This is a genomic window from Aurantiacibacter rhizosphaerae, assembly GCF_009807005.1.
GTDB classification, from domain to species: Bacteria; Pseudomonadota; Alphaproteobacteria; order Sphingomonadales; family Sphingomonadaceae; genus Alteraurantiacibacter; species Alteraurantiacibacter rhizosphaerae.
On record NZ_WUBR01000003.1, the window covers coordinates 387,694 to 412,640 of the forward strand.

Annotated in this window: 29 protein-coding genes and 1 tRNA gene; 9 read left to right on the top strand and 21 right to left on the bottom strand. The window is 61.9% G+C overall.

Annotation, left to right across the window (positions count from 1 at the left end):
- Window positions 1–96: 96 nt before the first annotated feature.
- Window positions 97–1,908 carry an amidohydrolase gene (locus GRF63_RS14130; protein WP_160486677.1) on the bottom strand — a complete coding sequence of 604 codons (1,812 nt, stop codon included), beginning with the start codon at window positions 1,906–1,908 and terminating at the stop codon, window positions 97–99.
- Between the two features lie 160 nt (window positions 1,909–2,068).
- Here GRF63_RS14130 and GRF63_RS16750 point away from each other — a divergent pair, with 160 nt between their 5' ends.
- Together GRF63_RS16750 and GRF63_RS14140 are read left to right on the top strand one after the other, a co-directional pair.
- Window positions 2,069–3,187, top strand: a complete 1,119-nt coding sequence (locus GRF63_RS16750) for a LuxR C-terminal-related transcriptional regulator (protein WP_160486678.1) — start codon at window positions 2,069–2,071, stop codon at window positions 3,185–3,187.
- A gap of 77 nt (window positions 3,188–3,264) precedes the next feature.
- Window positions 3,265–4,014: an SDR family NAD(P)-dependent oxidoreductase gene (locus tag GRF63_RS14140; RefSeq protein WP_237392505.1), complete on the top strand. Its 750-nt coding sequence runs from the start codon at window positions 3,265–3,267 to the stop codon at window positions 4,012–4,014.
- Between the two features lie 18 nt (window positions 4,015–4,032).
- On the opposite strand, the gene GRF63_RS14145 is transcribed toward GRF63_RS14140, so the two are convergent.
- Genes GRF63_RS14145 through GRF63_RS14155 form a run of 3 tightly spaced genes read right to left on the bottom strand, consistent with a single transcriptional unit; the run spans window position 4,033 to window position 6,104 of the window.
- Complete coding sequence (locus GRF63_RS14145; protein ID WP_160486680.1) at window positions 4,033–4,533, bottom strand: flavin reductase family protein; 501 nt, start codon at window positions 4,531–4,533, stop codon at window positions 4,033–4,035.
- 31 nt (window positions 4,534–4,564) lie between these two features.
- Complete coding sequence (locus GRF63_RS14150; protein WP_160486681.1) at window positions 4,565–4,924, bottom strand: hypothetical protein; 360 nt, start codon at window positions 4,922–4,924, stop codon at window positions 4,565–4,567.
- A gap of 25 nt (window positions 4,925–4,949) precedes the next feature.
- Window positions 4,950–6,104, bottom strand: coding sequence for an acyl-CoA dehydrogenase family protein (locus GRF63_RS14155; protein ID WP_237392506.1), 1,155 nt, complete (start codon window positions 6,102–6,104; stop codon window positions 4,950–4,952).
- A 205-nt stretch (window positions 6,105–6,309) separates the two neighbouring features.
- Here GRF63_RS14155 and GRF63_RS14160 point away from each other — a divergent pair, with 205 nt between their 5' ends.
- The gene (locus GRF63_RS14160) at window positions 6,310–6,768 is read left to right on the top strand and encodes a MarR family winged helix-turn-helix transcriptional regulator (RefSeq protein WP_160486683.1); all 459 of its coding nucleotides are present in this window, start codon (window positions 6,310–6,312) and stop codon (window positions 6,766–6,768) included.
- Here the strand turns inward: GRF63_RS14160 and GRF63_RS14165 are convergent.
- The 11 genes from GRF63_RS14165 to GRF63_RS14215 are packed head-to-tail and all read right to left on the bottom strand — an operon-like array spanning window position 6,765 to window position 16,796.
- Window positions 6,765–8,003 carry an NAD(P)/FAD-dependent oxidoreductase gene (locus GRF63_RS14165; RefSeq protein ID WP_160486684.1) on the bottom strand — a complete coding sequence of 413 codons (1,239 nt, stop codon included), beginning with the start codon at window positions 8,001–8,003 and terminating at the stop codon, window positions 6,765–6,767. The two genes, GRF63_RS14160 and GRF63_RS14165, sit on opposite strands and share 4 nt — an antisense overlap.
- A gap of 24 nt (window positions 8,004–8,027) precedes the next feature.
- Window positions 8,028–8,819 carry a 3-oxoadipate enol-lactonase gene (gene pcaD, locus GRF63_RS14170; RefSeq protein ID WP_160486685.1) on the bottom strand — a complete coding sequence of 264 codons (792 nt, stop codon included), beginning with the start codon at window positions 8,817–8,819 and terminating at the stop codon, window positions 8,028–8,030.
- Window positions 8,816–10,018 (bottom strand): 3-oxoadipyl-CoA thiolase, encoded by a 1,203-nt coding sequence (pcaF, locus tag GRF63_RS14175; protein ID WP_160486686.1) that lies wholly within the window; start codon window positions 10,016–10,018, stop codon window positions 8,816–8,818. Before pcaF ends, pcaD begins: the two co-directional genes overlap by 4 nt.
- On the bottom strand, window positions 10,015–10,671 hold the full coding sequence (locus GRF63_RS14180) for a 3-oxoacid CoA-transferase subunit B (protein ID WP_160486687.1): 657 nt from the start codon (window positions 10,669–10,671) through the stop codon (window positions 10,015–10,017). Before GRF63_RS14180 ends, pcaF begins: the two co-directional genes overlap by 4 nt.
- Window positions 10,671–11,378, bottom strand: a complete 708-nt coding sequence (locus tag GRF63_RS14185; protein ID WP_160486688.1) for a CoA transferase subunit A — start codon at window positions 11,376–11,378, stop codon at window positions 10,671–10,673. The genes GRF63_RS14180 and GRF63_RS14185 overlap by 1 nt, the downstream gene beginning before the upstream one ends.
- Before the next feature lie 56 nt (window positions 11,379–11,434).
- The gene (locus tag GRF63_RS14190; protein WP_160486689.1) at window positions 11,435–12,325 is read right to left on the bottom strand and encodes a dioxygenase family protein; all 891 of its coding nucleotides are present in this window, start codon (window positions 12,323–12,325) and stop codon (window positions 11,435–11,437) included.
- A gap of 28 nt (window positions 12,326–12,353) precedes the next feature.
- Window positions 12,354–12,644: a muconolactone Delta-isomerase gene (catC, locus tag GRF63_RS14195; RefSeq protein ID WP_160486690.1), complete on the bottom strand. Its 291-nt coding sequence runs from the start codon at window positions 12,642–12,644 to the stop codon at window positions 12,354–12,356.
- A gap of 16 nt (window positions 12,645–12,660) precedes the next feature.
- The gene (locus GRF63_RS14200; RefSeq protein WP_337189679.1) at window positions 12,661–13,812 is read right to left on the bottom strand and encodes a muconate/chloromuconate family cycloisomerase; all 1,152 of its coding nucleotides are present in this window, start codon (window positions 13,810–13,812) and stop codon (window positions 12,661–12,663) included.
- A 9-nt stretch (window positions 13,813–13,821) separates the two neighbouring features.
- A complete protein-coding gene (locus GRF63_RS14205) occupies window positions 13,822–14,325 on the bottom strand; it encodes an aromatic-ring-hydroxylating dioxygenase subunit beta (protein WP_160486691.1) in 504 nt (167 codons plus the stop codon).
- Window positions 14,322–15,590, bottom strand: a complete 1,269-nt coding sequence (locus tag GRF63_RS14210; protein ID WP_160486692.1) for an aromatic ring-hydroxylating oxygenase subunit alpha — start codon at window positions 15,588–15,590, stop codon at window positions 14,322–14,324. The genes GRF63_RS14205 and GRF63_RS14210 overlap by 4 nt, the downstream gene beginning before the upstream one ends.
- Before the next feature lie 30 nt (window positions 15,591–15,620).
- Window positions 15,621–16,796: an amidase gene (locus GRF63_RS14215; protein WP_160486693.1), complete on the bottom strand. Its 1,176-nt coding sequence runs from the start codon at window positions 16,794–16,796 to the stop codon at window positions 15,621–15,623.
- A 53-nt stretch (window positions 16,797–16,849) separates the two neighbouring features.
- Between GRF63_RS14215 and GRF63_RS14220 the strand changes: the two genes are divergently transcribed.
- The 3 genes from GRF63_RS14220 to GRF63_RS14230 are packed head-to-tail and all read left to right on the top strand — an operon-like array spanning window position 16,850 to window position 18,712.
- The gene (locus tag GRF63_RS14220) at window positions 16,850–17,314 is read left to right on the top strand and encodes a MarR family winged helix-turn-helix transcriptional regulator (RefSeq protein WP_160486694.1); all 465 of its coding nucleotides are present in this window, start codon (window positions 16,850–16,852) and stop codon (window positions 17,312–17,314) included.
- Window positions 17,315–17,333: 19 nt separating this feature from the next.
- Window positions 17,334–18,149: a 2-keto-4-pentenoate hydratase gene (locus GRF63_RS14225; protein WP_160486695.1), complete on the top strand. Its 816-nt coding sequence runs from the start codon at window positions 17,334–17,336 to the stop codon at window positions 18,147–18,149.
- Window positions 18,146–18,712, top strand: a complete 567-nt coding sequence (locus GRF63_RS14230; RefSeq protein ID WP_160486696.1) for a nuclear transport factor 2 family protein — start codon at window positions 18,146–18,148, stop codon at window positions 18,710–18,712. The genes GRF63_RS14225 and GRF63_RS14230 overlap by 4 nt, the downstream gene beginning before the upstream one ends.
- Window positions 18,713–18,800: 88 nt before the next feature.
- Here GRF63_RS14230 and GRF63_RS14235 read toward each other — a convergent pair.
- Window positions 18,801–18,892: transfer RNA gene (locus GRF63_RS14235), tRNA-Ser, on the bottom strand.
- 223 nt (window positions 18,893–19,115) lie between these two features.
- On the opposite strand from GRF63_RS14235, the gene GRF63_RS14240 reads away from it, so the two are divergent.
- Both GRF63_RS14240 and GRF63_RS14245 read left to right on the top strand, forming a co-directional pair.
- The gene (locus tag GRF63_RS14240; RefSeq protein ID WP_160486697.1) at window positions 19,116–19,934 is read left to right on the top strand and encodes a DUF1134 domain-containing protein; all 819 of its coding nucleotides are present in this window, start codon (window positions 19,116–19,118) and stop codon (window positions 19,932–19,934) included.
- Between the two features lie 63 nt (window positions 19,935–19,997).
- On the top strand, window positions 19,998–21,173 hold the full coding sequence (locus GRF63_RS14245) for an amino acid aminotransferase (RefSeq protein WP_160486698.1): 1,176 nt from the start codon (window positions 19,998–20,000) through the stop codon (window positions 21,171–21,173).
- Window positions 21,174–21,401: 228 nt separating this feature from the next.
- Here GRF63_RS14245 and GRF63_RS14250 read toward each other — a convergent pair whose 3' ends face one another.
- Window positions 21,402–21,755, bottom strand: coding sequence for a hypothetical protein (locus GRF63_RS14250; RefSeq protein ID WP_160486699.1), 354 nt, complete (start codon window positions 21,753–21,755; stop codon window positions 21,402–21,404).
- Between the two features lie 56 nt (window positions 21,756–21,811).
- On the opposite strand from GRF63_RS14250, the gene GRF63_RS14255 reads away from it, so the two are divergent.
- Window positions 21,812–22,063 (top strand): hypothetical protein, encoded by a 252-nt coding sequence (locus tag GRF63_RS14255; protein WP_160486700.1) that lies wholly within the window; start codon window positions 21,812–21,814, stop codon window positions 22,061–22,063.
- A 24-nt stretch (window positions 22,064–22,087) separates the two neighbouring features.
- Here the strand turns inward: GRF63_RS14255 and GRF63_RS14260 are convergent, their stop codons facing one another.
- The 4 genes from GRF63_RS14260 to GRF63_RS14275 all read right to left on the bottom strand — a co-directional run bounded on the left by GRF63_RS14260 (window position 22,088) and on the right by GRF63_RS14275 (window position 24,902).
- Window positions 22,088–22,747 carry an NAD(P)H-dependent oxidoreductase gene (locus GRF63_RS14260; RefSeq protein ID WP_160486701.1) on the bottom strand — a complete coding sequence of 220 codons (660 nt, stop codon included), beginning with the start codon at window positions 22,745–22,747 and terminating at the stop codon, window positions 22,088–22,090.
- 93 nt (window positions 22,748–22,840) lie between these two features.
- Window positions 22,841–23,461 (bottom strand): riboflavin synthase, encoded by a 621-nt coding sequence (locus tag GRF63_RS14265; protein WP_160486702.1) that lies wholly within the window; start codon window positions 23,459–23,461, stop codon window positions 22,841–22,843.
- A gap of 18 nt (window positions 23,462–23,479) precedes the next feature.
- Window positions 23,480–24,454, bottom strand: coding sequence for a bifunctional diaminohydroxyphosphoribosylaminopyrimidine deaminase/5-amino-6-(5-phosphoribosylamino)uracil reductase RibD (ribD, locus tag GRF63_RS14270; protein WP_337189680.1), 975 nt, complete (start codon window positions 24,452–24,454; stop codon window positions 23,480–23,482).
- A complete protein-coding gene (locus tag GRF63_RS14275) occupies window positions 24,438–24,902 on the bottom strand; it encodes a hypothetical protein (RefSeq protein WP_160486703.1) in 465 nt (154 codons plus the stop codon). Before GRF63_RS14275 ends, ribD begins: the two co-directional genes overlap by 17 nt.
- Window positions 24,903–24,947: the final 45 nt, after the last annotated feature.

Below are 24,947 nucleotides of genomic sequence, written 5' to 3' on the forward strand. Positions count from 1 at the left end.
CGGGCGGCTCCCGCAACAAAACTTGCCACATTAACGTGAAAAGTCAACTATTGTGTTGTAACGTTGCTGCACGTGTCGCAACGGGCCTTTTACGCGTTATTTATCAACGGCTTGTGCCTGATAAACCAGCTCGCCCTCGATATATGTGCGCAGCACCGATGTGGCATGCACGGTGGTGATCGGCGCCGTCAGCGGATTGCGATCGATCAGGATCAGGTCGGCGATCTTGCCCGGTTCTATCGTGCCCACCAGTTCGCCCGACCCGTGCTGGCGCGCGCCGTTGATGGTGAAGATCTCCAGCGCTTCTGCAATGTCGATTGCCTCTGCCGCGCCGTTCACATCCTGCGGATCGCTTTCTCCCGGAATGCTTCGGGTCACCAGCGTTTCCATGGCGATCCACGGATTGGCAGAGGGGATTACCGCCCAGTCCGATCCCGCCACCACCAGCGCGCCTGTATCCAGCCCTTCGCGCACGGGCCATGTACGGTCCGCCCTTTCCATGCCGATGGCGTTTCGCACATCGGAAAGGACAGGCGTGGGGAACCACAGATAAGGCGAATATTCCAGCGTCGCCCTAAGCCCCACGGCCCGCTGAAGGTCCGCATTATCGACATAGGTCAGATGCGCCACATCGTGAGTTGGGCCACCCGGCCCATTGGCCAGCCGGGCGTGTTCGATCGCATCGAAGGCAACGCGCGCAGCCCAGTCTCCCGTGGCATGATACTTCACCGTCACGCCCATCGCATCCATGCGCGCGGTGAAATCATTCAGCTCCGCCGGGTCTAGGATCAGGAGGCCACGCGCTGGCTCTTTCACCGTGCCATCCGGTCCCGGTTCATAAGGCTGCAGCATCGCCGCCGTGTGCCCTTCGGTGGGCACGCCATCGAGGAAGGTCTTGGCGCAATCCAGCCGGAAACGCGCGCGGTCAAATTCGTGGCGGCGGTTCATATAGCTGTCGAACAGGGCGTGATCTTCGGCCTCCACCCCCCAGGGAAAGCATCCGCGAACACGCATCTGCAATTGACCGGCATCGGCCAGATCAAGATAGGCCTGCACCGAATCGGGCGCGGCCACGGCATCGGTGATAGAGGTTACGCCGTAGGACAGCAGCAGGTTCATCGCGCCGCGCATCGCTTCTGCATTGATCTCTCGCGTGATGGGCGGCGCGATCCGCTCCACCAGGCTCGTCGCCGTTTCGCGCAGCACGCCGGTGGGATTGCCGTCGCCATCGCGTTCGATCAATCCGCCCGCCGGATCGGGCGTATCGGCAGTGATGCCCGCGGCTTCCAGCGCGGCGGAATTCACCCACAATGCATGCATCGACATGTCGTTCAGCATAACGGGATTATCGGGCGATACCGCGTCCAGCAGGCTGCGATCTGGGGCGGTGTCTCCCAATGCGGCGGCGATCCATTGCCCACCTCTGATCCATTCGCCAGGCTCGGCCTCGCTTGCGCAATTGGCCACGGTGGAAAGCACCACCTCCAGCGGTGAACCCTGCTCGAACCGGCAGGAGATGAGGCTTAGCCCGCCCATCAGCGGGTGAATGTGCACGTCGTGCAATCCGGGCATCAGCGTTGCGCCATCCATGTCGACGACACCATCCGCATCGTGCGGAAGCGACAGCACGTCTTCATCGGACCCTACGGCAAGGATCACCCCGTTGCGCACGGCCACCGCCTCTGCCGTGCCATCGGGCGTCAGCACCGTGCCGTTCACGAAAACGAGATCGGCTGGCGCGGGTTCTGGCGCCTGCGTTGATGCCTGTGCCGCACCTGCCAGTACGCCGGACGCGGCCAAAAGCGCCGCCGCTGTTCCAATGCGCCGCTGTAATCGGCAAGGCAGGGCCGGGTTGGAAAGCAGCCCGCAGAAACGGGCAAGGTTCTGAACGGTAAGGGGAAAGGACATTGCGGCTCCTTGCAGAAATGCGTCTGCATCCAATCTGTGGCCTCAGCCGACGGCCCGCATCGCCCAAATGGGTGCAAAAACGGTTTACATACGTGAATATTCACCTAATCTGTCTGCGCACCAACGACGAGTCTGTAACGCGACGGAGGTCATTTCTGGAGTGATTGATACTCCGCTCATACTGTCCGGCCTATATGGCGCGGGTTATGCGCCCTCCCGGCTGGCAGAGGCGCTGGATGGCATACGGGACAGGACCGATGCCTTCTGCGCTACCCTGTACTGGTTTCGCCGCACGAATGACGGCCTTCAGATCACGCGGCAGGAAGGGTGTTCCAACACTCCGCGCCCGCTGGAAAGTGCGCGCCACCATGCCTTTGAAAATCCCCGCCTGCTTTCGGTGGTGAACCCCTATGATACGCAGGTTCAATGGCTGGAAGACAGTGCAATTCCGGCCCAGTTGCAGGATCACATCCAGCGCTGGCAGGCTATCCTTGCAAAGGTGCAGATGGGCACATTTCTGGGCGCGCGTATTGCCTGCGGGCCGCAGCACGAACTTGGCCTGGCGCTGCATGCGCGCGTTGGCGGCGGCGGCTTTGATGGTGATGCGCGCAATCTGCTGTTTGAGCTTATGCCGCATGTGCGCGAATCGATGCGGCTGCTGGAACAGGTGGAGCGGAACAATCATCAGGCGGGTGCGGTCAGCAGCGCGATAGACAGGCTGAACTGTCCGCTGCTGATCGGCGATGCTGATGGCCGCATCATGCATGTGAACACGGCTGGCAGGCAGTTGCTTCAGGATGTCGGCATGTTGCCGCAGGACAGTGCGCGGCAGATGTTTTTCGGGCAGATGGCATCTGGAAAGCTGCGGCATATCCTGCAGGCAGGCGTCGATAACAGCGGGCCGATGGAGCTGCCGGTACAGCAGCGCAGGATTCTGGTGCATGCCATGCATCTTGGTGATCACGGCCCGGCGCTGGACGAACCGGCAGCTTGCGCGCCGCGCGTGCTGCTGGCCTTCGGGGCAGAGGGTGTGACGCCCATCATGCAGACAGAGCAGGTACGGCGCTATTTCTCCATCACCCCGCGAGAGGCGGATTTGCTGGTCGGGCTGTGCAATGGCCTGGATCCTGCCAGCTATGCCAGCCAGGAAGGCATATCGATCCACACCGCGCGATCCCAGCTGAAGAACCTGATGGCCAAGATGAATGCGCGGCGCCAGTCGGACCTTGTAAGGATGACATTGTCCAGCCCAGTGGGAATATTCCAGTTTTCCAATTGACGAATACTTGCATATTCACGTTAAATCATTCTATCTGATCGCAGTCCCGATGACGGGAAACCAGCAGGAGAATGACGATGGCGCAGCGCGCAGACGTAGCAATAGTAACAGGGGCCGGCGGCGGATTGGGCGGTGCCATTGCGGCGCGGCTTATCGCTTCGGGCCTGCATGTCGTTGCCACCGATCTGTCGCAGGATGCGCTGGACGGCTTCCGGGCAGCCCACGCCCCCGATACCGATCGCTGCACCACCGCTATTCTGGACGTCACACAGAAGACGGCATTCGCGCGCGTGCTGGAAGAAGCGTGTGACACGCTCGGCTCTGTCGAGGTGCTGGTGAACTGCGCGGCGGTGACGAAGACGACGCCGCTGTTCGATATCTCGCCGGAGGAATTCAGCGCGGTGATGGATATCAACCTGCGCAGCGTGTTCCTGGGCAGCCAGGTGTTCGGCGATTACATGCGCAGCCAGGGTTATGGCCGGATCATCAACATCGCCTCTCTCGCCGCGCAAAATGGCGGCACAGCCACGGGCGGGCATTACGCCGCGTCCAAGGGCGGTATCGTGACGCTGACGAAGGTGTTCGCGCGTGAACTGGCCAAGGATGGCGTGACGGTGAATGCAATTGCGCCGGGGCCGCTGGATGTGCCGCTGCTGAGCGAGATCCTGCCCGAAGGCGCGCGGGACAAGATGCCGGACATGATCCCTGTGGGCCACCTGGGTGACCCTGCCTTTATCGGTAAACTTGCGGTGATGCTGGCATCGCGCGAAGCCTCTTCGATGACAGGCGCCACCCTTGATGCGAACGGCGGGCTGTACGTCCGCTGACAGGCGAATGGGCGCTGGCTAGGCGGCGGTGCCCTGCGGTTTCAGTGTGTGGAAGCCGCGACCGAAATACAAAAGCGGCGCATGCTCTGTTGCTATCGCCAGATCCGTCAGCCTGCCAAAAAAGACGGAGTGAGTGCCCACTTCGGTAATCTCCGACACCTCGCAATCAAGCGCGATCAGCGCGTTGCTGAGCACCGGAGAGCCGGTGATCGAGCGGTCCCACTCGGCCTTTGCGAAGCGGTCCTCTACGCAAATGCGCGGATTGGCGAACAGCATCGAGAGATCCTGGTGATGGCCGCCCAGCACGTTCAGGCACATCACCCCGTTCTGCTTTACCCGCGCATTCATGGTGGAGGTGCGGTTGATGCAGGCCAGCACGGTAGCGGGCTCATCGCTTACGCTGCACACGGCCGTGGCTGTCATGCCGTGGCGACCGCCAGGTCCATCGGTTGTGATGATGGTGACCGAAGCGGCCAGCGTGCTCATCGCCTCACGAAACAGCGTTTGATCGATCGCCATTATGCCTCTCCTTTTAAGGGGTGTGGGAATGCTATTCCGGCATCACCAGTTCACGGCCAAGGCGCGCTTCGACGCGCATATATTTCCACAGCCGGAATTCCCCCACCTCCGTGGTGCGGAACAGGTTGCAGATCGCGATGGCCGTATCGCGGTCCGCCACGTCGGCCAGGATATAGAATGTCCAGGGCCAGCCGTTGGGCGATGTGCCAACCATGGTTTCATCATCGTCGAACGTGCCCAGCACGGTAACGCCGGGCATTTCGTGGATGGTCTTCAGCATCTGGCCCGTGGCCTTCAGCACGGTGGGGATATCCGCGCCCGGAAGATCGAAGAAGTTCTGCAGCACTGCGCCGCAGAAGAGTGCGCGGATAGGTTTGGTTTCGGATGACATTGTCTTGTTCTCCGTCAGGCCCGGCTCAAGGATAGCCGGGGGTGGTTTCCTGGCCGAGCAGCACTTGCCCGGCGCTGGTGAAGGTGCCTTCGGAAAGGAAGGCATGCTGCGGCACGATCAGCGCATCCTGCAGTTGGCGACCGATCGTGCTGGCGGTGAAAATTCCGGTGGTGCCGCTGATGCGGTAAATATCGTGGCATACCTCCGCCCCGGTGCGGGCGGCGTGCGTGGCGGCAAGGCGGATCGACATGATCTCTTCGCGCGACAGATCATCGCCCGTCTCCAGCCTGGCGTAAGACCGCTCCGTGCTGTCGAAGAAATAGCAGCGCGCAGAACGCAGCTTGGCTTCTGCCTTGGCGAGATCGGCCTGCACAAATGCCCGCTTTGCAAGGGTGGGCGCGCCGGTGATGGAGCCGCGCCCCGCTGCCATGTCCATCAGGTGATCGATCGATCCGCGCGCCGCGCCCAGCGCAACAACGGCAAGAACCTGCGCGGCAAGGGCCATGGAGGGATAGCGATAAAGCGGTTCGTCGAGGCTGGATTTTCCGCCACGCACAAAGGTCCATTCTTCTGGCACGACGACCTCGCTTGCCACCATGTCGTGACTGCCGGTGCCTTTCAGCCCGTCCACGTCCCAGTTCTCTTCGATGGTGATCTTGCTGGCCGGCATTACGGCGATCAGCGGAAGGCCGCCTGTATCGTTTGCAGCTTCGCCCTTGATGCCAACGCCCACAAGATCCGCGCCGGTCGATCCGCTGCCCCAGCTCCACCGGCCGGACACCAGATAGCCGCCATCCACGCGGGGTGCGGGCTGGGGCGGGAAGATGCCGCCTGCAAAGATGACATCGGGGCCTTCTGCATACATTTTTTCCAGCGTGGAGATGGGCAATGCGGAAAGGTATGTGGCGGAGAAACCGAAGCTGGCAACCCAGGCGACGGAGGCATCGACGGCAGCGATCTTCTCGATCACCTGCATGAACTGTGCGGGGCTGATTTCCTCCCCGCCGAAACGCTTTGCAACCATGGCGCGATAGATGCCCGCGCCGCGCAGCTTCTCCACGATATCGGCGGGCAGCCGGCCCGCGGTGGTAATCTCGTCTCGGCGAGCGGGCAGTTCTGCCAGCAAGGCGTCGATCCGAGCCTGCGAAACCCCTGCCAGGTTTTCTTGATTGCTAGCCAAATCACGCATCGACACTCTCCGTCGCAAATTCATCCGTTGAACACTGATTATACATATCACGTGAATGTGCAACTATATTTTTGCAGCAGAGTTTACTCGGCCGATTGCAACCGGTGTTGGCTTGTGCTGATGAGGATGCATGGCGGGCCGCAGCAGGCGGTTGTGCGCAGTTATAAAAATAGCGAACGAACAGATCGCCAATCAGATGCGGTGGGACAACGTGGAAAATAACTACGAATTCGATTTTTCTAAATGGCCGTTCTATTGGCTTGCACGTGCTGACCGGACCTATCTGACACTGATCGAAAAGGCGTTGGCGCGCGTTGGCCTGGACGTGCCCAGCTGGCGCGTGTTGATGATATTGCACGGGCAACAGACCGCCAGCGTCAGCGAAATTTCGGAACATGCGATCGTCAAGCTGTCGACCATGACGAAGATCATCCAGCGAATGCAGGTGGAAGGTCTGGTAACCAGCGGGCCAAGCGAGGAAGATCGCCGCGTCACCATCGTGACCATCACCGAGGAAGGGGAGCGCCGCGGGCGCGATGCATGGCGCGAGTGCCAGCGTATTTCCGATCGCGTATTCTCAGACTTTACCGATGTGGAAACCCAGATCCTGGTCAGCCTGTTGCAGAAACTGTCAGGCTCCCTGCAGGAATATTAGGCCGGAGTTGCCAGCAGCGCCTTCAGCTTCACCGTCTCATCGGCCAGCAGGGCAGGGTCGATCGGCTGCCTTGTCTCCACCAGCTTCTTGCCCTGCACGAAATCGGCGGGCCGGTTCACGCTATCCAGCGCCAGCACGCGGCCCTGCTTCAGATAGACGACAGAGAACTTGCCGGTTTGCGGATCGCCCCGCAGCACTGCCTGATCATGGCCGGTGGACAGGCCCACGGTCTGCAGCTTGATGTCATACTGGTTGGACCAGAACCACGGCACCACCGCATAGGGCGCTGCATCGCCACAAATCGCGCGGGCAGCGGTATTTGCCATGTCACTGGCGTTCTGAACTGATTCAAGGCGTATCTGTGCGCCATCCGCGAAGGCATTTTCATGCAGCGCGCAATCGCCAATGGCATAGATGCCGGGCAGGCTGGTTTGGCAAAACCGGTCTACCAGCACGCCATTGCCGCATGATGCGCCCGCCGCCTGCAGCGGGGCGATGACAGGGTCGATACCGATGCCCACGATCATCGTGTCAGCCTCCAATCTGCTTTGGTCGGTCAATTCCACACCGCAGATCGCACCATCCTTGCCGTTGATGCGATGAACGCCGGTGCCAAAGCGGATATCCACGCCGCGCCCGCGATGGGCATCGGCAATGAAGTGGGAGATATCTTCGCCCGCCACGCGCGACAGCAACCGGTCAGCCATTTCCAGCAACGTTACTTCAAGGCCCAGCTTGCGCAGGACAGCCGCACCTTCAAGGCCGATATATCCGCCGCCCACCACGACGGCATGCTTCGCGCCCGCATCCACCTGCGCCATCAGCGCATCGACATCCGCGCGGCAGCGGATGGTGTGGATGCCCGCCAGATCCGCGCCGGGGCAGGCAAGCTTGCGCGCATCACCGCCTGCGGACCAGATCATGTGCTGGAAGGCGATATCTTCGCCGCTGGTCAGCGTGGCGCGTTTCGCCTGCGCATCGATTGCCGTGATTTCCTGGCCCAGCAGCAGATCGATATCCAGCTCTGCCCAATGGTCTGTCGGCCGGATCAGCAGGCGTTCGAAAGGCTTTTCCCGCGCAAGATATTCTTTCGACAGTGGCGGCCGCTCATAGGGAGGCAGGTCTTCCCGCCCCACCATCAGGACCGATCCTGCAAAACCATGCCTGCGCAGGGCCAGCGCGGCAGATGCACCGCCATGCCCGGCGCCCACGATCAGCACATCTGTTTGTTTCATTCTGCTGCGCTCCGGAAATGCAAATCAGTCGCGGATGAAATCGATCACCGCATCGGTGAATGCGTGGGGCTGTTCCACATTGGAAAGATGCGCGGCGGGGAGCATTTTTAGCGCCGCGTCCGGGATACCTTCATGCAGCGCCTCTGAATGTTCGCGCGGCGTGGCTGGATCGCTTTCTCCCCCGATCACCAGGCAGGGCACCTTCACGAGACCGAGGCTGGGGCGCATGTCCATGTCGCGGATCGCCGCGCAGCAGCCGGCGTATCCGGTCTGGCTGCCGCCAGCCAGCCGCGCCTGGAAAAGCGCCACCTTATCGGGGCGCTCCTTGCAGAAATCGGGCGTGAACCACCGCTCGGCAGAGGCCTGTGCCAGCATGGCCAGCCCTTCGCGATAGACCAGCGTGATACGCGCATCCCAGGCCGACGGCGGCCCCATATATGGGCTGGTGTTGGCAAGGATCAGCCGCTCAAACCGCTCTGGCGTGCGGATGCCAAGCCACTGGCCGGTCATCCCACCCAGCGACAGGCCGCAGAAATTGACGCGATCCAGTTCAAGCGTATCGAGCAATTCGATCACGTCCCGGCCCAACCTGTCCATCGAATAGGCGCCGCGCGGACAATCGCTGAGGCCGTGACCACGCTGGTCATATCGCAGCACGCGAAAATGCTGGCGCAGGCGCGCCATCTGCGGTTCCCACATGGACATGGCCGTGCCCAGCGAATTGGACAGCACAAGGATGGGCGCGCCATTGGCGCCATCCAGGCGAAAGTGGATCTGGCAGCCATCGCCGCAGGTTATGAATGACTGGTCCATCATGCTTTCTCGATCACCATGGCCACGCCTTGCCCCACGCCCACGCACAGGAAGGCCATGGCGTAACGTCCGCCCGAAACATGCAATTCCTGTGCCGCGCTCATCGCGATGCGCGCGCCGGACATGCCAAGCGGATGGCCCAGCGCAATCGCGCCGCCATTGGGATTGACCCGCGGATCATCGGCTTGCAGGCCAAGGTCGCGCAGCACCGCGATGGCCTGTGCGGCAAAGGCTTCATTCAGTTCCAGCACATCCAGATCGCCCAGCGAAAGCCCGGCCAGCCCCAGCGCCTTTTGCGCCGCCGCCACGGGGCCGACACCCATGATCGAAGGCGCGATGCCGCTGGCCGCGATGGCAAGGATGCGCGCGCGCGGCGTCAACCCATTGGCCTTGGCGGCGGCTTCGGAAGCGATGAACATCGCCGCCGCGCCATCGTTCAGGCCCGATGCGTTGCCCGCCGTGACGGTGCCGTCGGCCTTCACCACGGGTTTCAGCGCGGCAAGCTTTTCCAGGCTGGTGGCGCGTAAATGCTCGTCATGTTGGAAGAAGATCGGCTCTGCCTTGCGCTGCGCCACGGTTACAGGCGCTATCTCCTGGGCGAACCGGCCAGAGCTTTGCGCGCGTGCCGCCTTTTGCTGGCTGGCGAGGGCAAAGGCATCCTGCTCTTCGCGCGAAACCTGCCATTGCGCGGCCACGTTCTCGGCCGTGGTGGGCATGGTGTCGACGCCATATTGCGCCTTCATCGCGGGGTTTACGAAGCGCCAGCCAAGCGTGGTGTCCTCTATCTGCTGCGCGCGGCCAAAGGCGCTTTGTGCCTTGCCCATCACATAGGGCGCGCGCGTCATGCTTTCCGCGCCGCCCGCGATCATCAGGCCCGCATCGCCCGCGCGGATGGCCTGGGATGCCATGCCGATTGCGGAGAGGCCCGATGCACACAGGCGATTGACGGTGATGCCCGGCACCGTTTCCGGCAGACCGGCCAGCAACGCCGCCATGCGCGCGACATTGCGATTATCCTCGCCAGACTGGTTGGCACAGCCCAGAACCACATCGTCCACCCGGTCCCAGTCGACCGACGGGTTTCGCGCCGCCAGTTCGCGCAAGGGCAGGGCGGCCAGATCGTCTGCGCGGATCGATGCAAGCGCGCCGCCCAATCGGCCAATCGGGGTGCGCACGGCATCGCAGATGAAGGCCTGGCTCATGCCGCGGCCTCTTCAATACAGGTTTCGAACGGCGCGCTGACGCAGGATCGCACGTCCTCCAGTGTGACGCCGGGCGCCAGATCCACCAGTTCGAACCGCGCGGTTTTGTCTGCGCGGCTGAACACGCATTTCTCGGTGATGATCATATCCACCACGCCCTTTCCCGTCAGTGGCAGGGCGCATTGGGAAACGAACTTGGGGCTGCCATCCTTTGCGGTCAGATCCATCACCACGATGATTTTCTTCACGCCCGCGACCAGATCCATGGCGCCGCCCATGCCCTTCACCATCTTGCCCGGAATCATCCAGTTGGCGAGATCGCCGGTTTCGCTGACTTCCATCGCGCCCAGAATGGCCACGTCGATATGTCCGCCGCGGATCATCGCAAAGCTGTCTGCAGAGGAAAAGAAGCTGGAGGTGGGCAACGCGCTTACCGTCTGCTTTCCCGCATTGATCAGATCGGGATCGACATCATCATCATGCGGGAAGGGGCCGATGCCCAGCATCCCGTTTTCCGATTGCAATGTCACCTCAATGTCATCTGGCACGAAATTCGCCACCAGCGTGGGGATGCCGATGCCAAGGTTGACGTAAAAGCCATCCTGCAATTCGCGGGCAGCGCGCGCGGCCATGTCATCACGTGTCCAGGCCATTACACGTTCTCCCGCGGGCGGGTGGTGCGCTTCTCGATCCGCTTTTCGTTGATGGTGGAGATCACGACCCTGTCGACGTAAATTCCCGGCGTGTGCACGCAATCGGGATCGAAGGTGCCGTTGGGCACGATCTCCTCCACCTCCGCCACCGTCACCTTGGCAGCGGTGGCCATGTTGGGGTTGAAGTTGCGGGCCGTCTTGCGGAACATCAGGTTGCCCGCGTGATCGGCGCGCCATGCCTTGATGATGGCAAGGTCTGCGCGCAGCCAGGTTTCGCGCACATAATCCTCGCCCTCGAAGGTCTCTACGGGCTTGCCCTCTGCCACCACGGTGCCGACGCCGGTCTTGGTGTAGAAGGCAGGGATACCCGCGCCGCCTGCGCGGATGCGTTCCGCCAGCGTGCCTTGCGGGTTGAGTTCAAGCTCCAGTTCGCCAGACAGATATTGCTGCTCGAACAGCTTGTTCTCCCCCACGTAGGAACTGATCATCTTGGTGATCTGGCGGCTTTCCAGCAGCATCCAGAGCCCGAAGCCATCGGCGCCTGCATTGTTGGAGATCACCGTCAGATTGCCGACGCCCGCTTTGCGCACCTCGGGGATCAGGCTCTCCGGATTGCCGGAGAGCCCGAAACCGCCGGACATGATCGTCATGCCGTCAAACAACAGGCCTTCGAGCGCCGCTGCGGGGCTCGCAAAGGTCTTATCCATGGCTCATCAACTTCCCTCGTTTCAGGCCTTGTTTCAGGCCTTGCATCAGGCCCGTTTCAGGCATGCGCCCGCTGACGGGCGGAGAAATCCGTTTCGGATGGCGCTGCGGCGCGCTGCAACTGGAAATCGAACGCGATCATCGCGCTGTCGCCCTGCCGGTTGGGCATGGGCAACAGGCCTTCACGCGTGCCAAAAGCAAAATCATCCTTGGCAAAGGGATCGTCGCCGAAATTGATCTGTGTGGTCAGCGTGCGATAGCCGGGAGCCTCCACGAAGAAATGCACATGGGCCGGGCGATTGCCGTGGCGGCCCAGCATTTTCATCAGCTGATCGGTCGGCCCGTCGGGCGGGCAGGCGTAGCCGGCGGGCATCTTGGAATGGAACTGATAGCGGCCATCGTCGCCCAGCTTGAGGCGGCGGCGATTGTTGAACGGCGTCTGTTCTCCCGTGGGATCGAAGTGGGAGTAGAACCCCTTCGAATTGGCGTGCCAGACATGCAGCAGCGCGCCTTTCACCGGCTCTCCATCGGGGCCGGTGACCTGGCCGGTCATATACAGCGTATCGGTGTCGTCGGGATCGCTGGTGAGATTGGCATCGCCTTCAACGATTGGCGCGCCCTCTACATACAGCGGCCCTTCGATGGTGCGCGGGGTGCCGCCGCTTTTACCGGCCTCTGCATCGCGCGCGTCCATCACCAGGTCCATGAAGTGTTCAAGACCCACGGCAGGAACGATCAGGCCGTATTCGTCTGCGCCGCCCTGCAGGAAGCCGATAGCCTGCCAGAATTCGCTCTCGTTGATGTCGTGGCGAACGATGATTTTCATGATTCCTTCGACAAGGTCTCGCGTGATCGTTTGCAGGCGGTCGTTTCCGCCATCTTCGCTGATGCCGCTGGCCTTGTCCAAAAGGGTCTGGACTGCCTCTGTCTGTACAAAATCTTCGGTCATTTCAGATCTCTCTCTCCGGGATGCGTGTTTATCTGTCGTCGTCATGCAGGGATGATGGATGGCGGCACAGCGCCGTGACCCGCACATCCATGAATGGATAAAGCGGCAGCGACATCATGATGTCGTGCAGCTGCGAATTGTCGCGAACATCGAAGATGGAGACGTTGGAATACTGGCCGACGACGCGCCAGATATGGCGCCAGGTTCCGGCCTTCTGCAGCTCCTGAAAACGGGCTTTCTCTGCCGCCTTCAGCTCCTCGAACTTGTCCTTGTCGAAATCGATGGGGACGTTGACGTCCATTTCCACCTTGAAAAGCATGGTGAATTCTCCTGGCTTATCCGTGCGTGATCGTGCGTGTGGGCGCGCCGCGGGCAAGGCGCGCGATGGCCACCTCGTCCGGCGTGATGCCAAGGCCCGGCGCCTGCGGAACTTCGAGGGCGAAATCCCGATAGGTGAGGGGCGTTGTCAGAATTTCCTGCGTCAACAGCAGCGGGGCGAACAATTCGGTGCCCCATTGCAGATTGGGGAAGGTGCAAAACAACTGCGCTGCGGCGATGGAGCCAATGGCGGATTCCAGCATGGTGCCGCCATACAGCGCGGTGCCAGCCGCATCCGCCATCGCGCCAACGCGCCCGGCTGCGATCAGCCCGGCGGATTGTTCGATCTTTACCGCGAAAACATCGGCTGCATCGGCATCGATAAAGGCTTGTGCGCTGACGGGCCCGGTCAGGCTTTCATCGGCCATGATGGCGATCTTACCCTGCGCCTTCAGTTCGGCCATGCCCGCCACATCATGATTTACCAGCGGCTGCTCCACCAGATCGCAGCCTACATCGGCAAGCATGGCGATGCCGCGCATGGCGGTGTGCCTGTCCCACGCCATGTTCACATCCACGCGGATCGATATCGCATCACCCAGGGCGCGCTTAATCCGGGCGACATGGGCAACATCTTCCGCCAGTTCGCGGCGGCCGATCTTCAGTTTGAAGACATTGTGCCTGCGGCGCGCGATCATGTCCTCAGCCTCGGCAATATCCGCCGCGGTATCGCCGCTGGCCAGCACCCACAGCACGGGCACCGCATCGCGCACACGGGTGCCCAGAAGATCGCTTACGGGCACGCCCTGCCGCTTTCCCTGCGCATCGAACAGCGCGGTTTCCACCGCACATCGGGCAAAATTATTGCCCGCGATATGCGCGGCCATGCGGGCAGAAGCGGCGAAGGGGTCCGCGCTTTGCCCGATCAACAGCGGAGCCAGGTAGCTATCGATATTGACCTTGATCGATTCCGGCGATTCCGGCCCATAGGCCAGCCCGCCGATAGTCGTGCCTTCACCCCAGCCAACCACGCCATCGCTGCACGTGATCTTTACCAGGCAAAGCACCTGGCAATGCATCACGGCCATGGCCAGCTTGTGCGGACGGATAGTCGGCACATCGACCAGCATGGTCTCTATCCGGGCAATAGTGGCGGGCTGTTCAACCACCGTCGGCGCCTAAAGCAGGTAGCCAATTCCCCAGAGGGAATCGTCGGAATTCAGGAGGCGGATTTCCTTGTGATCGAGGCGCAGGCGATCACCGTCACGCACCAGCCGATAGGTTACATCCGCGCCCAGCAGCCGGGTACGGTTGAACTTGTATTCAACCACCTGCTGCGCGGCGCGCACTGTCAGCGAGCCATCGTCACCGGCCTCCTCCACAAAGCGGGATACCAGCCGCACGGTGCGGGCAGATGGCGCGGAGGACATGGAAAATCCGCTTTTCAGGCGTTTCGTGCGCGCGGCGCGCATTTCCGCATCGTCATAGGCCACGTTGAGCTGATCGATCCGCGCGTCTCCGTCCCGATCGATGGGGATGATGTAAAGGCCTTCGGGCGTCCACAGGTCCAGCCACTGGGCATAATCTTGCGTGTCCAGCAGTTCAGCTTCACGCCAGATGAAGCGGATTGCCTCATCCAGGGAGATCGCGTTCGTGGCGGTCTTTTCCATAACATCGCTCATGCCGTCATCACTTTCTTCCACATGTCATAGGCAGCGCGCATGCCGGTTTCCGCGCTCACATCGGTCACGTGTTCGCCGGCCGCGTGGCCTTCCAGCGGCTGCTCTCCGCGATTGACCAAGATCCACAAATCATCGCCCGCAGCAGAGCCGCGCTGCACGCGTTCCCACCCCTCCGCATCATCGGGGGAGCCGAAACCCATCGGGCCCTGGAAATGTTCATGCAGACGCAGGCGCACACGATTGGCGGCATCGGGGCCGCCATCCATGCCGATGGCGATGTGGCGGATCTCGGTCTGATCCACCTTCACGGGCCGCAGCACGCGGAAGAATGCCATGGAACAGGCGACATTGGGGAACAGGTTCAGATTGAACCCGCCACCACCCACGGCGCGCACCATCCTGCGCACCTTGTCTTCATCATGGCCTTCTTCTCGCAATTCCTGCGCCAGTGCTTCGAAACGTTCGGGGATCGGCGCGTCCAGGTTTTCATCCAGATCGACCAGATCGGGGATCATCACCATTACTGAATGGCCATTGCCCAGATCTTCCAGCCAGCCGCCCTGGCCCAGCACATCGAATATGTTGGTCGTCTCTGAATCGAGGGAATCGAGGAAGGTCTTGTGGACGATGGGGAAGTGATAGGCGTCAGTGGTGTTTTCCAGTTGGATCTTCCAGTTGCCATCGAAGGTGAACTGGTGTTCGCCCAGCACCTTCACCGGGTATCCGGCGCCCTGTTTCATGAACAGGTCGATCCACTTTTTCGCCGGGCCGAGAAAATCGTCCAACGGCTCTATATCGTCGCGGAAAGTGGCGAAGATCATGCCGTTGTAGATTTCTGTGCGCAGCGAAATCAGCGGAAACTCTTCCTTGTCGAAATCCTCGCCGTAGACCTTGGAATGGGGCACGGCGCGCAGCTTGCCATCCAGCGCATAGCTCCAGCCGTGATAGGGGCACACGAACACGCTGGTCTTGCCGCTCTTCTGTTCGCAGATCGATGCCGCGCGATGGCGGCAGCGATTGAGCAGGACGTGGACCTTCATCTCCTTGTCGCGGGTCACGATCACCGGCTTGTCGCCCACCCAGCTTTTGACGAAGCTGTTCTTGATCGGAATTTCGCTGGTGTGGCCCACCCACACCCAGGTGTTCTTGAAGATCCGCTCCATCTCCTCGTCAAAAATGGCGGGATCGCGGTAGAGCGAGGTATGCACACGGTCTGACTGGACGAGTTCGCCAAAGTCGATCGCTTCAGCCTGCTGATCGTTCATTTTCGTCTCCTTGTTGCACTCAGGGGCGCGCTAGGCATTGCCGGGCCGATGGGCCGCGGCGGGAAGGGAAATCTGTTTCTCTAATTCTCTGGCAAGCGCGCAAAGCGCCGCATCCTCGCCCTTTCGGCCCACCAGTTGCACGCCGGCTGGCAGCCGGTTTTGCGTCATCACCGGCAGGGTGATTGCCGGGTGGCCGGAAAGGTTGAATGGCCGAACCAGCCGCGTCAGCTTCACGGCAGCCGCAGCATCCGACGCTTCGCTTACCAATATCGGCTCGCTGGGAAGGGTGGGCAGCACCAGCGCATCGCAATCGGCAAGCGCTGCATCCACCTTGGCGGTGAAGCAGGAGCGAATGCTCTCCGCCTCTTCCATTTGTGCAGCGGTGATCTTGCCCGCCGCTGCCAGCCGTGCATCGATATCAGCGCCCAGCTTGCCAGATCCGACCAGGTGGCCAAGCTCTGCCGCCATTTCGCCCGCGATAATCGTCATCCCGGCGGCATGGGCATCAGCAAAATGCGGCAGCTCGATCTGCGTGATCTGCGCATCAACACGGGCAAGAGCGGCATCGAGAGCCTGCGTCACCGCAAGGTCGGCCTCCACCGTCACGCGCTTCAACCGCAGAGAATCTGGTGCAGCGGGAAGGGTGAAGCCGGGATAGATCGCTTCCATCGCCGCGATAAGCTGATCCATCGTTGCGGCGAAAGGGCCGATGCAATCGAGGGAGCTTGAAGCCGGAATGGCACCTGTGCGCGAAACCGAGCCGAAGGTGGGCTTCAGGCCGATGATGCCGCAACAAGCAGCAGGCATGCGGATAGAGCCGCCGGTGTCGGTGCCGATCGCGAAATCGGCCAGCCCCGCGGCAACCGCTGCGGCAGAACCGCTGGAGGAACCACCAACGATCCGATCCGGGAATTCAGGGTTGGGCGGGGTGCCGGTAAATTCGTTCTGGCCGGTCACACCATAGGCCAGCTCATGCATGTTGGCCTTGCCGATAATATGGCAGCCTGCATCGATCAGTGCCTGCACCACATCAGCATGGTTCTGCGCCGGTGCTGCATCGGCAAGCGCGCGGCTGCCGCAGCTCGTCACATGGCCGGCGATATCCAGGCAATCCTTCACCGCAACGCGAGGGCCGCCCCGCTCACCCAGATCGAGCGAGGTGATGAGAACTGCCGAATCGTCCAAAGGGCCGGGAAAACTTGACATATCCGCTTTATGTGACCAATCACGGGAATAGTCAACTAATATGGAGCAGCGCGATGAATTCTGCGATCGACAGGATGCTCAGCGGGAAAAGCGATCAGCTGTCTTACAAGGATTGGCCCTTCTACTGGCTCACGCGCGCGCACGGACGCTATATCGATGCCCTGAATTCCGCGCTGGAGGACAGCCGTCTGGACCCGACCGAGTGGCGGGTGATCATGGTTTTGCAGGAAGACCAGTGGATTTCAGTGTCCGAACTGGCGAGCCAGGGAAACACCAAGCTTTCCACCATGACGAAGGCGGTCAAGCGGATGGAGAGGGAAGGGCTTGTCACCTTGCGCGAAGGGCTGCGTGATCGCCGCGTGACAGAGGTTTGTCTCACCCGCGTCGGGCATAACAAGATGGCCGATGCCACGCAGGCCGCCGCCCATGTGTATCGCCGGGCGTTCATGGATATGTCTGTTGAACGCGTGGTGCTCTTGCGAGAAATGCTGACCGATCTTGCGGAGAATCTGCGGTGACAGGAGGCGGAGATTTTCGATGAACAATCAAGCAATCACAAAAGCTGCTGAGACTATTGCTACTGCCCGCCGATCCTGCGTGGGCCTGCCCTCCTATCCCGGAGAAACACCCGCCAACCTTGCAGATGCCTATGCCGTTCAAAGTGCTGCCATGTCCCTTTGGGCTGAGCCGGTTGCGGGTTGGAAGGTCGGCCGGATCTCCGGCGATCAGGAGCGGGTGCATGGCGAGAATCGCTTCATCGGCCCGATCTATTCTCCCAGCGTCTGGTCCATTGGCCTTGACGATCCTGCGGCTTTTCCGGTGATCCGTGACGGCTCCGCTGCGCTGGAGGCGGAACTGATCGCGTGCATAGAAGTGCCCGATGGCGATTTGCAGCGCGAATGGACGGGCGCTTGCATCCCGTCGATCATACGCAGCTGGCACATCGGCATCGAAGTTGCCGGAAGCCCGCTGGCGAACATCGGCGACCTTGGGCCGCTGGTATCCATCGCGGCATTCGGCAACAATATTGGGCTGCTACTCGGCCCGGAGCTTCGGGCAGATACCGATATCGATTCGGTAAACTGCACGGTGTCCATCGCTGGCAAAGAGCACGGCCCGCAAAGCGCCGGCGCACTGCCGGGCGGCCCGCATGAGGCGGTTGCCTTTGCTCTCAAGAAGCTGCGCGCACTGGGCCATCGCGTGCCTGCCGGAACGCTGATCTCCACTGGCGCCATCACCGGTGTTCATCCGGTGGCACCCGATCAGGATTGCCGCGCCCTGTTTTCTCCCGGCGGCAATCTGCAATGTCGCACCCAGGCTCTCGCAACAAAGGAAGGCCAAAACCCATCATGACCCAGACTGTTCAGCATCAGCTTGACGAGCTGAAAGCCCGTGTTCTCGATCTGGAAGCCGAGGCCGAGATCAGGCGCATCCAGGCGCGCTATATGTTCCTGTGCGACACGCCGCTCCCCGAATTCGGCGTTGCCGATGATGCGCAGCGGATAGAGCTGATCCTTGAGCTGTATACTGAAGACGCCGTGTGGGAAGGCGTTGGCGAATATTACGATGGCCAGTTCGGCAGGGCAGAAGGCAAGGCCGCTATCCGCGCACATTTCGAAGGCTTCTGGGGCGAAAAGAAGGACCCCGAACTGCTGCTGAATTGCCATTACCTGACATCCGAGCAGATCCATGTGCATGGCGACACCGCCGATGGCCAATGGGTGCATATGCAGCCGTGGATCTTCTCCGACGGGAAGGCCCTGCTACGCTCCTCGCGCCTGAACAATGCCTTTCGCAGAGAGGCCGATGGCAGCTGGAAAATCACGCGCACCCGCACGGAGAATGTCTTCATCGCACCCTTGGCGGAAGGTTGGGCCAGCGATTTTCCCAGCCAGTCCGTCCTGATGCGCCCCTGAGAAATACCGCACATGCATGGCCGCGCTGCCTTCGCTGTTACAACAGCGGCGGCTGTGCGGCGCATCGGCATTTGTAGGAAAGAGCCGGTGGCGGAGACGGAGGGATTCGAACCCTCGATACCCCGATAGAGGTATGGTTCCTTAGCAGGGAACTGGTTTCAGCCACTCACCCACGTCTCCGGACCCAAGCAGCAAGTCGCGCCCTATAACGAGGGCGGGCGGGGCCTTCAAGTGCGCATTCGCCTTTGTTGGGAAAGCTTTGATCTGGCGGGCGAAGGATTCGGTTCATCGCAATTCGGATTCGATTCGCCGCCTATTCATTGCCGCTTCAGGCGCGCAGGACTCAAACGGGACGCTGACGAGGTTCGCCTGCCGCAGGGGTGAACCGATCCCGGAGGAAACCATGCGACCGATCCGTAAAGCCTTTGCCGCAGCAGCCTTTTGCGCGCTGGCTGCGTTTTCGCTGCCGGCCACCGCCCAGCAGATAGAGACGGTCGATCCCGATGCCATGATCGACGCCGATCTCAACAATCCGCCCGCCACCACCGGGGCGGACCCGTGGCAGAACACGGACGGCACATCGCAGGCGCAGGGTTCTGCCTATGAAGGCGCCTATGATGTGGCGCCGCCCAGTTCGCGCTATGATGCGAATCCTTCGCTGGATTTGCCGCCCGAAGAGATTCCGGCGCAGGGAACAGGCGTGGAAACCGCGCAGGCACAGCCCGCCGCGCACGATGGCAAGACCTATGCAGAGGATGATCTGATCGGCGCTGCCGAAGGCCTGTTCGGCCGCGGGGCGGAAGGCCTGGCGCGGGTTATACAGGATGTCCTGTCGGACCAGGGTGAGCCAAACGGCTATATCGTGGGCCGCGAAGGCGGCGGCGCTTTCGTACTGGGCGTGCGTTATGGATCGGGCACGCTGCACCATGCGGTAGAAGGCAATATGCCGGTTTACTGGACCGGCCCCTCCATCGGTTTCGATGCAGGTGCGAATGCCGGCAACACCTTTGTGCTGGTTTACAATCTGTACGACACCGATGAGCTTTACGAACGGTTTCCCGCGGGCGAGGGGCAGGCCTATTTCGTGGGCGGCTTTACCGCCAGCTATGTGCGCAAAGGGGATATCGTGCTGATTCCCATCCGCGTGGGTGCGGGCCTTCGCCTTGGCGTGAACGCCGGATATATGCGCTTTTCGCGCAAGCAGCGCTGGCTGCCGTTCTGATAGTTGGCGAATAGCGTGAACAGCAGGCTTGCCTAGGGCGAAACTCGGCGGCATTGAGCCGCCATGCTGGATAGACTCGAACAACAATCGCCCGACGCTCTTCTCGCCCTCATCAAGCTGTATGAGGCGGACCCGCGTGATACCAAAATCGACCTTGGCGTAGGCGTTTATCGCACCGCCGACGGCGCAACGCCGGTTTTCCGCGCCATCAAGGCCGCGGAAAAGCAGCTGGTGGATACGCAGCCGACGAAGGCCTACCTCGGACCCGAAGGCGACATGGGTTTCGTGCGCGCGCTGGTGCCGCATATTTTCGGCAAGACGGGCAACCGCGATGGCCGCATCGAAGGCATGCAGACGCCGGGCGGCACGGGCGCCGTGCGCCTCGCCATTGCGCTGGCCGGCAAGGCCGGAGTGGAGCAGGTGTGGATGGGCACGCCCAGCTGGCCCAACCACGCACAAATCCTGGCCGATTGCGGCATGAAGGCCGCCACGTTCAACCACGCCAATGCCGATGGCTCTGCCGATATGGACGGCTTGCGCGATGTGATCGCCAAGGCGGGCAAAAATGACGCGGTGCTGCTGCATGGTGCCTGTCACAACCCCACCGGCGTCGATTACACCAATGAAGAGTGGGACGAGATTGCCGGGCTGTTGGCCGACAAGGGCCTGCTGCCGATCATCGATCTTGCCTATCAGGGCCTTGGCGATGGCATGGAAGAAGATGCCTATGGCGTGCGCGCCGTGCTGGCCGCCGTGCCCGAAGCGCTGGTGGCGTACAGCTGCGACAAGAACTTTGGCCTTTACCGCGATCGCGTCGGTGCGCTGTATGCCATGGGCGCTTCGGCGGATGATACCGCGCGGATCATGTCCAACGGTGCATCGCTGGCCCGCGCCAACTGGTCCATGCCGCCCGATCACGGCGGCGCGTCTGTGCGCATGATTCTGGAGGACGAAGATCTTACCGCGCAATGGCTTTCCGAAGTGGAAGAGATGCGCCAGCGCATCGGCCAGGTGCGCGCAAAGCTTGCCGCATCGGGCACCGCCGGCGCTGTCGACCTGACGCCGCTGGGCGAGCAGAAGGGCATGTTCGCCATGCTGCCCGTTTCCAAGGAACAGGTGCAGCAGTTGCGAGAGGATCACGGCGTTTACATGGCAGGCTCCGGACGCATCAACGTGGCTGGCCTGACCATGGGCAATATCGACGCCTTCACCGATGCACTGGCTGCCGTCACCGGCTGAGTGAGCTGGCGGCTGGAACGCCGATCCTGGAACGCGCATCGGGGGTGTTTTGAAAAACCCCGCACTCATCGCGGCGGGCCTTCGGGCTCGCCGCATGATGCTGCGTTGTCGAGGCGGCGGATAAGCCTCAATAGCGCGGAGTTGTCGGGTTTTCGGCGAATCCCTTTAACGCGGCCACGGTGGATTACGGGTGCGACCAGGCCGCAGTCGATCCGGCGGAACAGTTCCTCATCTGTGACTTTTCGCCAATCGGTTTTCGGGCGCGCAATGCGGCCGGGCGGCGTGAGCACGCAATCCCACGCAAGGGCGAAAACCTGCCGCGCCCCTGCGCAGTCGCAGGCGGTGCGCGCTTTCGCGGCTCATGCCCACGGCCCGTGCGGCAGTGGTGACGCATCCGGTGAGGTAAAGATGGCCAAGGAAGGCGCATTGCCGCTCCACGCTCCAGCCATCACGCCGCGCGCGCAGCGGCACGGGGTGGAAGAACGGCGGACGGCGGCGGCGCCTGGTGGTGGAGGCAACGGACATGGGTACAACATGCGGACGCGCCGATGGTGTAGGATAGGGGAAGTGCGGGGGTCGCATCTCGCGTTGAAAGCTGTATCAGCTTTGCAAAAGCGAAGCGGGAGAAGAGAAAGAACGTGGCTGTCCAGAGAAGAGAGGAATACGGCGTATTGGTGGGCTGGACATCCAGCCGCAACGACAACCGCGTGACCCTGCGCCTGCAATCGGTCGACAAGTCGCCGCCACACCGGCCTGAGGATGTGTTGTCGGTCGTCCTGGTGATGGATGAAAATCAGGCCGTGCAACTGGGTAACGACCTTTTCAAGATCACCGGCCAGACGAAGCCCGAACGCAAGAAGCGCGGATTGCTGGCGAGGCTGTTCGGCTGACGATTTCCGCGCCTTGCGAGCGGCTCACTCGCTTTCGCGAAAATGCCATTCCTTGGCGTCGCGGGGCTCTCGATCAGGGTCCACGAATTCGCTCACGACATCACGAACCTCACCAAGATAATCGGCGCGGCGCTGGGCGTTTGCATCACCCTCCACATTGAACAGGATGTGGGAAGTCACATCCCTGATGCCGCAGTATGAAAACACGCCCACATCGATATTCGTGCGCATGGCCTCGTCATAGCCATAGCGCGTGTATGTTCCTTGCGTGCTTCCGCCGATAGCCAGAAGAAGGGTGGGGCGGTTCTGCAGGAGTCCCTTGAGGCCGGCCTGCCCCCGATCGGACACGCCGCCGCCATAGACATATGCCCAGTCGCCGGTGAAGACGCGCTCAATCCAGCCCTTCATGATTGCGGGCATTCCCCACCAATAGACGGGGTAGACGAAAACCAGCCTGTCGGCCCGGTCGACCATGTCGTGATACCGCGCCACATCGTGTGGTTTTGGGCCGCCCCAGAAATGCGCATGATCCCCCTTCGTGAAACGTGGATCGAACCCGTCCTCATACAGGTCCAGCACCTCAACATCATCGCCTTGATCCTGTAGCGTTCGGGTTGCAGCTTCGAGAACGGCGAACGGATATGTGCCGGGGACCGGGTGGCCGAAGATCAGGAGGGTTTTCATGGAAATACGCTGTATTTCATTCACCTGCGAGCGGCAAGGCAGTGCGCTGGTCTGACCGGCGCAGGCTTTGTCTGGCCGGGGTGGTGAATGGTATCACCCAGCCCGCAGCGCCTGCATGCGGTGCAGATAGCGCGCGATGGTGTCTACCTCTAGGTTCACCTCGCTGCCTTGGCCCAGTTCGCCCAGGGTGGTGACATCGGCGGTGTGGGGAATGATGTTGAGGCCGAAGTGCACGCTGCCATCATCCCGGTCCTGCACGGAATTCACCGTCAGCGAGACGCCGTTCACGGTGATGGAGCCCTTTGCTGCGATGAAGGGGGCGAGGCTTGCCGGGGCGGCGATGGTGACGCGTTCGGAATCGCCCTCTGGTTGCCAGTCCTCCACGCGGCCCACGGCATCGACATGGCCGGTGACGATATGGCCGCCCAGCTCGTCTCCCAATCGCAGGGAAGGCTCAAGGTTCAGCTGCGCGCCCTCACGCCACATGTCTTTCGCAGTGCAACTCGTCGTTTCGGCGGAGACATCGACGATGAAATGCGCATCACCCTTCGTGCCGCCGCGATCCACCACGGTCAGGCACACGCCGGAACACGCGATGGATGCGCCGATATCGATGGTGGCGGGGTCTAGCGGGCAGGATATGCGCACGCGCAGATCGCCGCGCTTTTCGATGCTGTCGATCGTGCCGATCGCGGTAACAATGCCGGTGAACATTCTGGCCCCTTCTGCTGGTCAGCCGCGCTGATAGACTTCCAGCGTGTCGCTGCCAAGCTGTCGGCGGGATTTCAGCACCAGCCCATCGGCAAAGGCAGCGTCCAGCGTATCATGGCCGATTTCTTTGATGGCAGGCGTGCCGCCGCCCAGCAGCACGGGCGCGCGGTAGATGATCAACCGATCCACCAGCTTTGCGGCCAGAAAGGCGGAGGCGGTCTGCGCGCCGCCCTCCACCATCAGATATCGCACGCCTTTGAGATTGGCGATCTCTGCGGGAGAGCGAATGGCCTGCCAGCCGTGGGGCGCATCGCCGGATGTCAGCGCGATGCGCCGGGGGGAACGGGCTTCCAGCCCCGGCAGGCGCACGTTTAGGCTTGGATTATCGGCGCGCAGGGTTCCCCCGCCCACTAGGATGGCATCGGCGCGGGCGCGTTCGCGGTGGGTGTGTGCGCGGGCGATTTCTCCGGTGATCCACTGGCTTTCCCCGCTGGAGGTGGCGATGCATCCGTCGAGCGACATCGCGAGTTTCAGCGTCACATGCGGGCGGCCATGCTCCAGCGCGCAGGCATGGGCCGACAGGCCGAGGGTTGCCGCATCCAGGTCCAGCACAGTTACTGCGATCCCGGCGCTTTCCAGCCGGGCGATGCCCTTGCCGGCCGTACGGGCATCGGGGTCGCGCATGCCGATCACCACGCGGGCAAGACTGGCTTTCGAAACAAGGTCGGCGCAGGCGGGGCCGCGCGTGGACTGGTGGGCGCAAGGCTCCAGCGTGACGTAGAGGGTGGCACCTGTTGCTGCATCTCCAGCGGCATCCAGCGCCGCAGCCTCTGCATGCGGGCGGCCGCCGGGCATCGTCCAGCCGCGCCCGATGACGCGGCCATTGCGCACAATTAGCGCGCCGGCACCAGGGTTGGGGCTGGCAAGGGGGCGGGCACGCTCCGCCAGGGCGGTTGCAGCGGCCAGCCAGCGCGCATCATCAGCCTGCTGTGGCACGCGCGCAATATTCTTCGACGGACAGGGCGATTTCTTCAGGCGTGGGGCCGGTATCGCCCCCCTCGGCAGCGCGCTCTGCCTCGGCTTCGGCCTCTATGGCGTCCACATCGATAAAGGTTGCGCGGCCCAGCGCCTTGTATACTTCCCGCTTGCGCTCTGCATTTTCCTCAAGCCGGGCCTGCAGCGCATCCTTCAATTCCTGGTTCGCGCAATTGGTGGCGATAATCTCGCCCTCGGTACGGTCCCCATCGAAGGTGTTGATCAGCATGACCTCTGGCCGGGCGGGCGGGCCTTTCTGGCCTGACGGAATCATCAGCATGAACACGCAGAAGGTGGCGGCCATGGCCACGCCAAGGATCTGCCAGCGATGCGGCGTCGGTTTCTTCCACTCATCGCGAAAGTCCGAAACCGCGCGGCGCGGCGAAATACGGCGGAAGAATCCCTTCATGCAGACAAGAATAGTGACGGCACGCGGGTTTCGCCAGTGGTGAAC

Excerpts from the sequence above, each read along its gene's own strand:
- GRF63_RS14260 (WP_160486701.1), bottom strand. The coding sequence starts at position 22,747 with ATGAAAACCCTCCTGATCTTCGGCCACCCGGTCCCCGGCACATATCCG.
- GRF63_RS14205 (WP_160486691.1), bottom strand. The coding sequence starts at position 14,325 with ATGAGCGATGTTATGGAAAAGACCGCCACGAACGCGATCTCCCTGGAT.
- pcaD (WP_160486685.1), bottom strand. The coding sequence starts at position 8,819 with ATGATGGACCAGTCATTCATAACCTGCGGCGATGGCTGCCAGATCCAC.
- GRF63_RS14220 (WP_160486694.1), top strand. The coding sequence starts at position 16,850 with ATGAATTCTGCGATCGACAGGATGCTCAGCGGGAAAAGCGATCAGCTG.
- GRF63_RS14225 (WP_160486695.1), top strand. The coding sequence starts at position 17,334 with ATGAACAATCAAGCAATCACAAAAGCTGCTGAGACTATTGCTACTGCC.
- pcaF (WP_160486686.1), bottom strand. The coding sequence starts at position 10,018 with ATGAGCCAGGCCTTCATCTGCGATGCCGTGCGCACCCCGATTGGCCGA.
- GRF63_RS14265 (WP_160486702.1), bottom strand. The coding sequence starts at position 23,461 with ATGTTCACCGGCATTGTTACCGCGATCGGCACGATCGACAGCATCGAA.
- GRF63_RS14150 (WP_160486681.1), bottom strand. The coding sequence starts at position 4,924 with ATGTCATCCGAAACCAAACCTATCCGCGCACTCTTCTGCGGCGCAGTG.
- GRF63_RS14130 (WP_160486677.1), bottom strand. The coding sequence starts at position 1,908 with ATGTCCTTTCCCCTTACCGTTCAGAACCTTGCCCGTTTCTGCGGGCTG.
- catC (WP_160486690.1), bottom strand. The coding sequence starts at position 12,644 with ATGCTTTTCAAGGTGGAAATGGACGTCAACGTCCCCATCGATTTCGAC.
- GRF63_RS14190 (WP_160486689.1), bottom strand. The coding sequence starts at position 12,325 with ATGACCGAAGATTTTGTACAGACAGAGGCAGTCCAGACCCTTTTGGAC.
- GRF63_RS14215 (WP_160486693.1), bottom strand. The coding sequence starts at position 16,796 with ATGTCAAGTTTTCCCGGCCCTTTGGACGATTCGGCAGTTCTCATCACC.
- GRF63_RS14145 (WP_160486680.1), bottom strand. The coding sequence starts at position 4,533 with ATGGCGATCGATCAAACGCTGTTTCGTGAGGCGATGAGCACGCTGGCC.
- GRF63_RS14180 (WP_160486687.1), bottom strand. The coding sequence starts at position 10,671 with ATGGCCTGGACACGTGATGACATGGCCGCGCGCGCTGCCCGCGAATTG.
- GRF63_RS14210 (WP_160486692.1), bottom strand. The coding sequence starts at position 15,590 with ATGAACGATCAGCAGGCTGAAGCGATCGACTTTGGCGAACTCGTCCAG.
- GRF63_RS14165 (WP_160486684.1), bottom strand. The coding sequence starts at position 8,003 with ATGAAACAAACAGATGTGCTGATCGTGGGCGCCGGGCATGGCGGTGCA.
- GRF63_RS14230 (WP_160486696.1), top strand. The coding sequence starts at position 18,146 with ATGACCCAGACTGTTCAGCATCAGCTTGACGAGCTGAAAGCCCGTGTT.
- GRF63_RS14185 (WP_160486688.1), bottom strand. The coding sequence starts at position 11,378 with ATGGATAAGACCTTTGCGAGCCCCGCAGCGGCGCTCGAAGGCCTGTTG.
- GRF63_RS14275 (WP_160486703.1), bottom strand. The coding sequence starts at position 24,902 with ATGAAGGGATTCTTCCGCCGTATTTCGCCGCGCCGCGCGGTTTCGGAC.
- GRF63_RS14245 (WP_160486698.1), top strand. The coding sequence starts at position 19,998 with ATGCTGGATAGACTCGAACAACAATCGCCCGACGCTCTTCTCGCCCTC.
- GRF63_RS14160 (WP_160486683.1), top strand. The coding sequence starts at position 6,310 with ATGCGGTGGGACAACGTGGAAAATAACTACGAATTCGATTTTTCTAAA.
- GRF63_RS14140 (WP_237392505.1), top strand. The coding sequence starts at position 3,265 with ATGGCGCAGCGCGCAGACGTAGCAATAGTAACAGGGGCCGGCGGCGGA.
- GRF63_RS14250 (WP_160486699.1), bottom strand. The coding sequence starts at position 21,755 with ATGCGACCCCCGCACTTCCCCTATCCTACACCATCGGCGCGTCCGCAT.
- GRF63_RS14240 (WP_160486697.1), top strand. The coding sequence starts at position 19,116 with ATGCGACCGATCCGTAAAGCCTTTGCCGCAGCAGCCTTTTGCGCGCTG.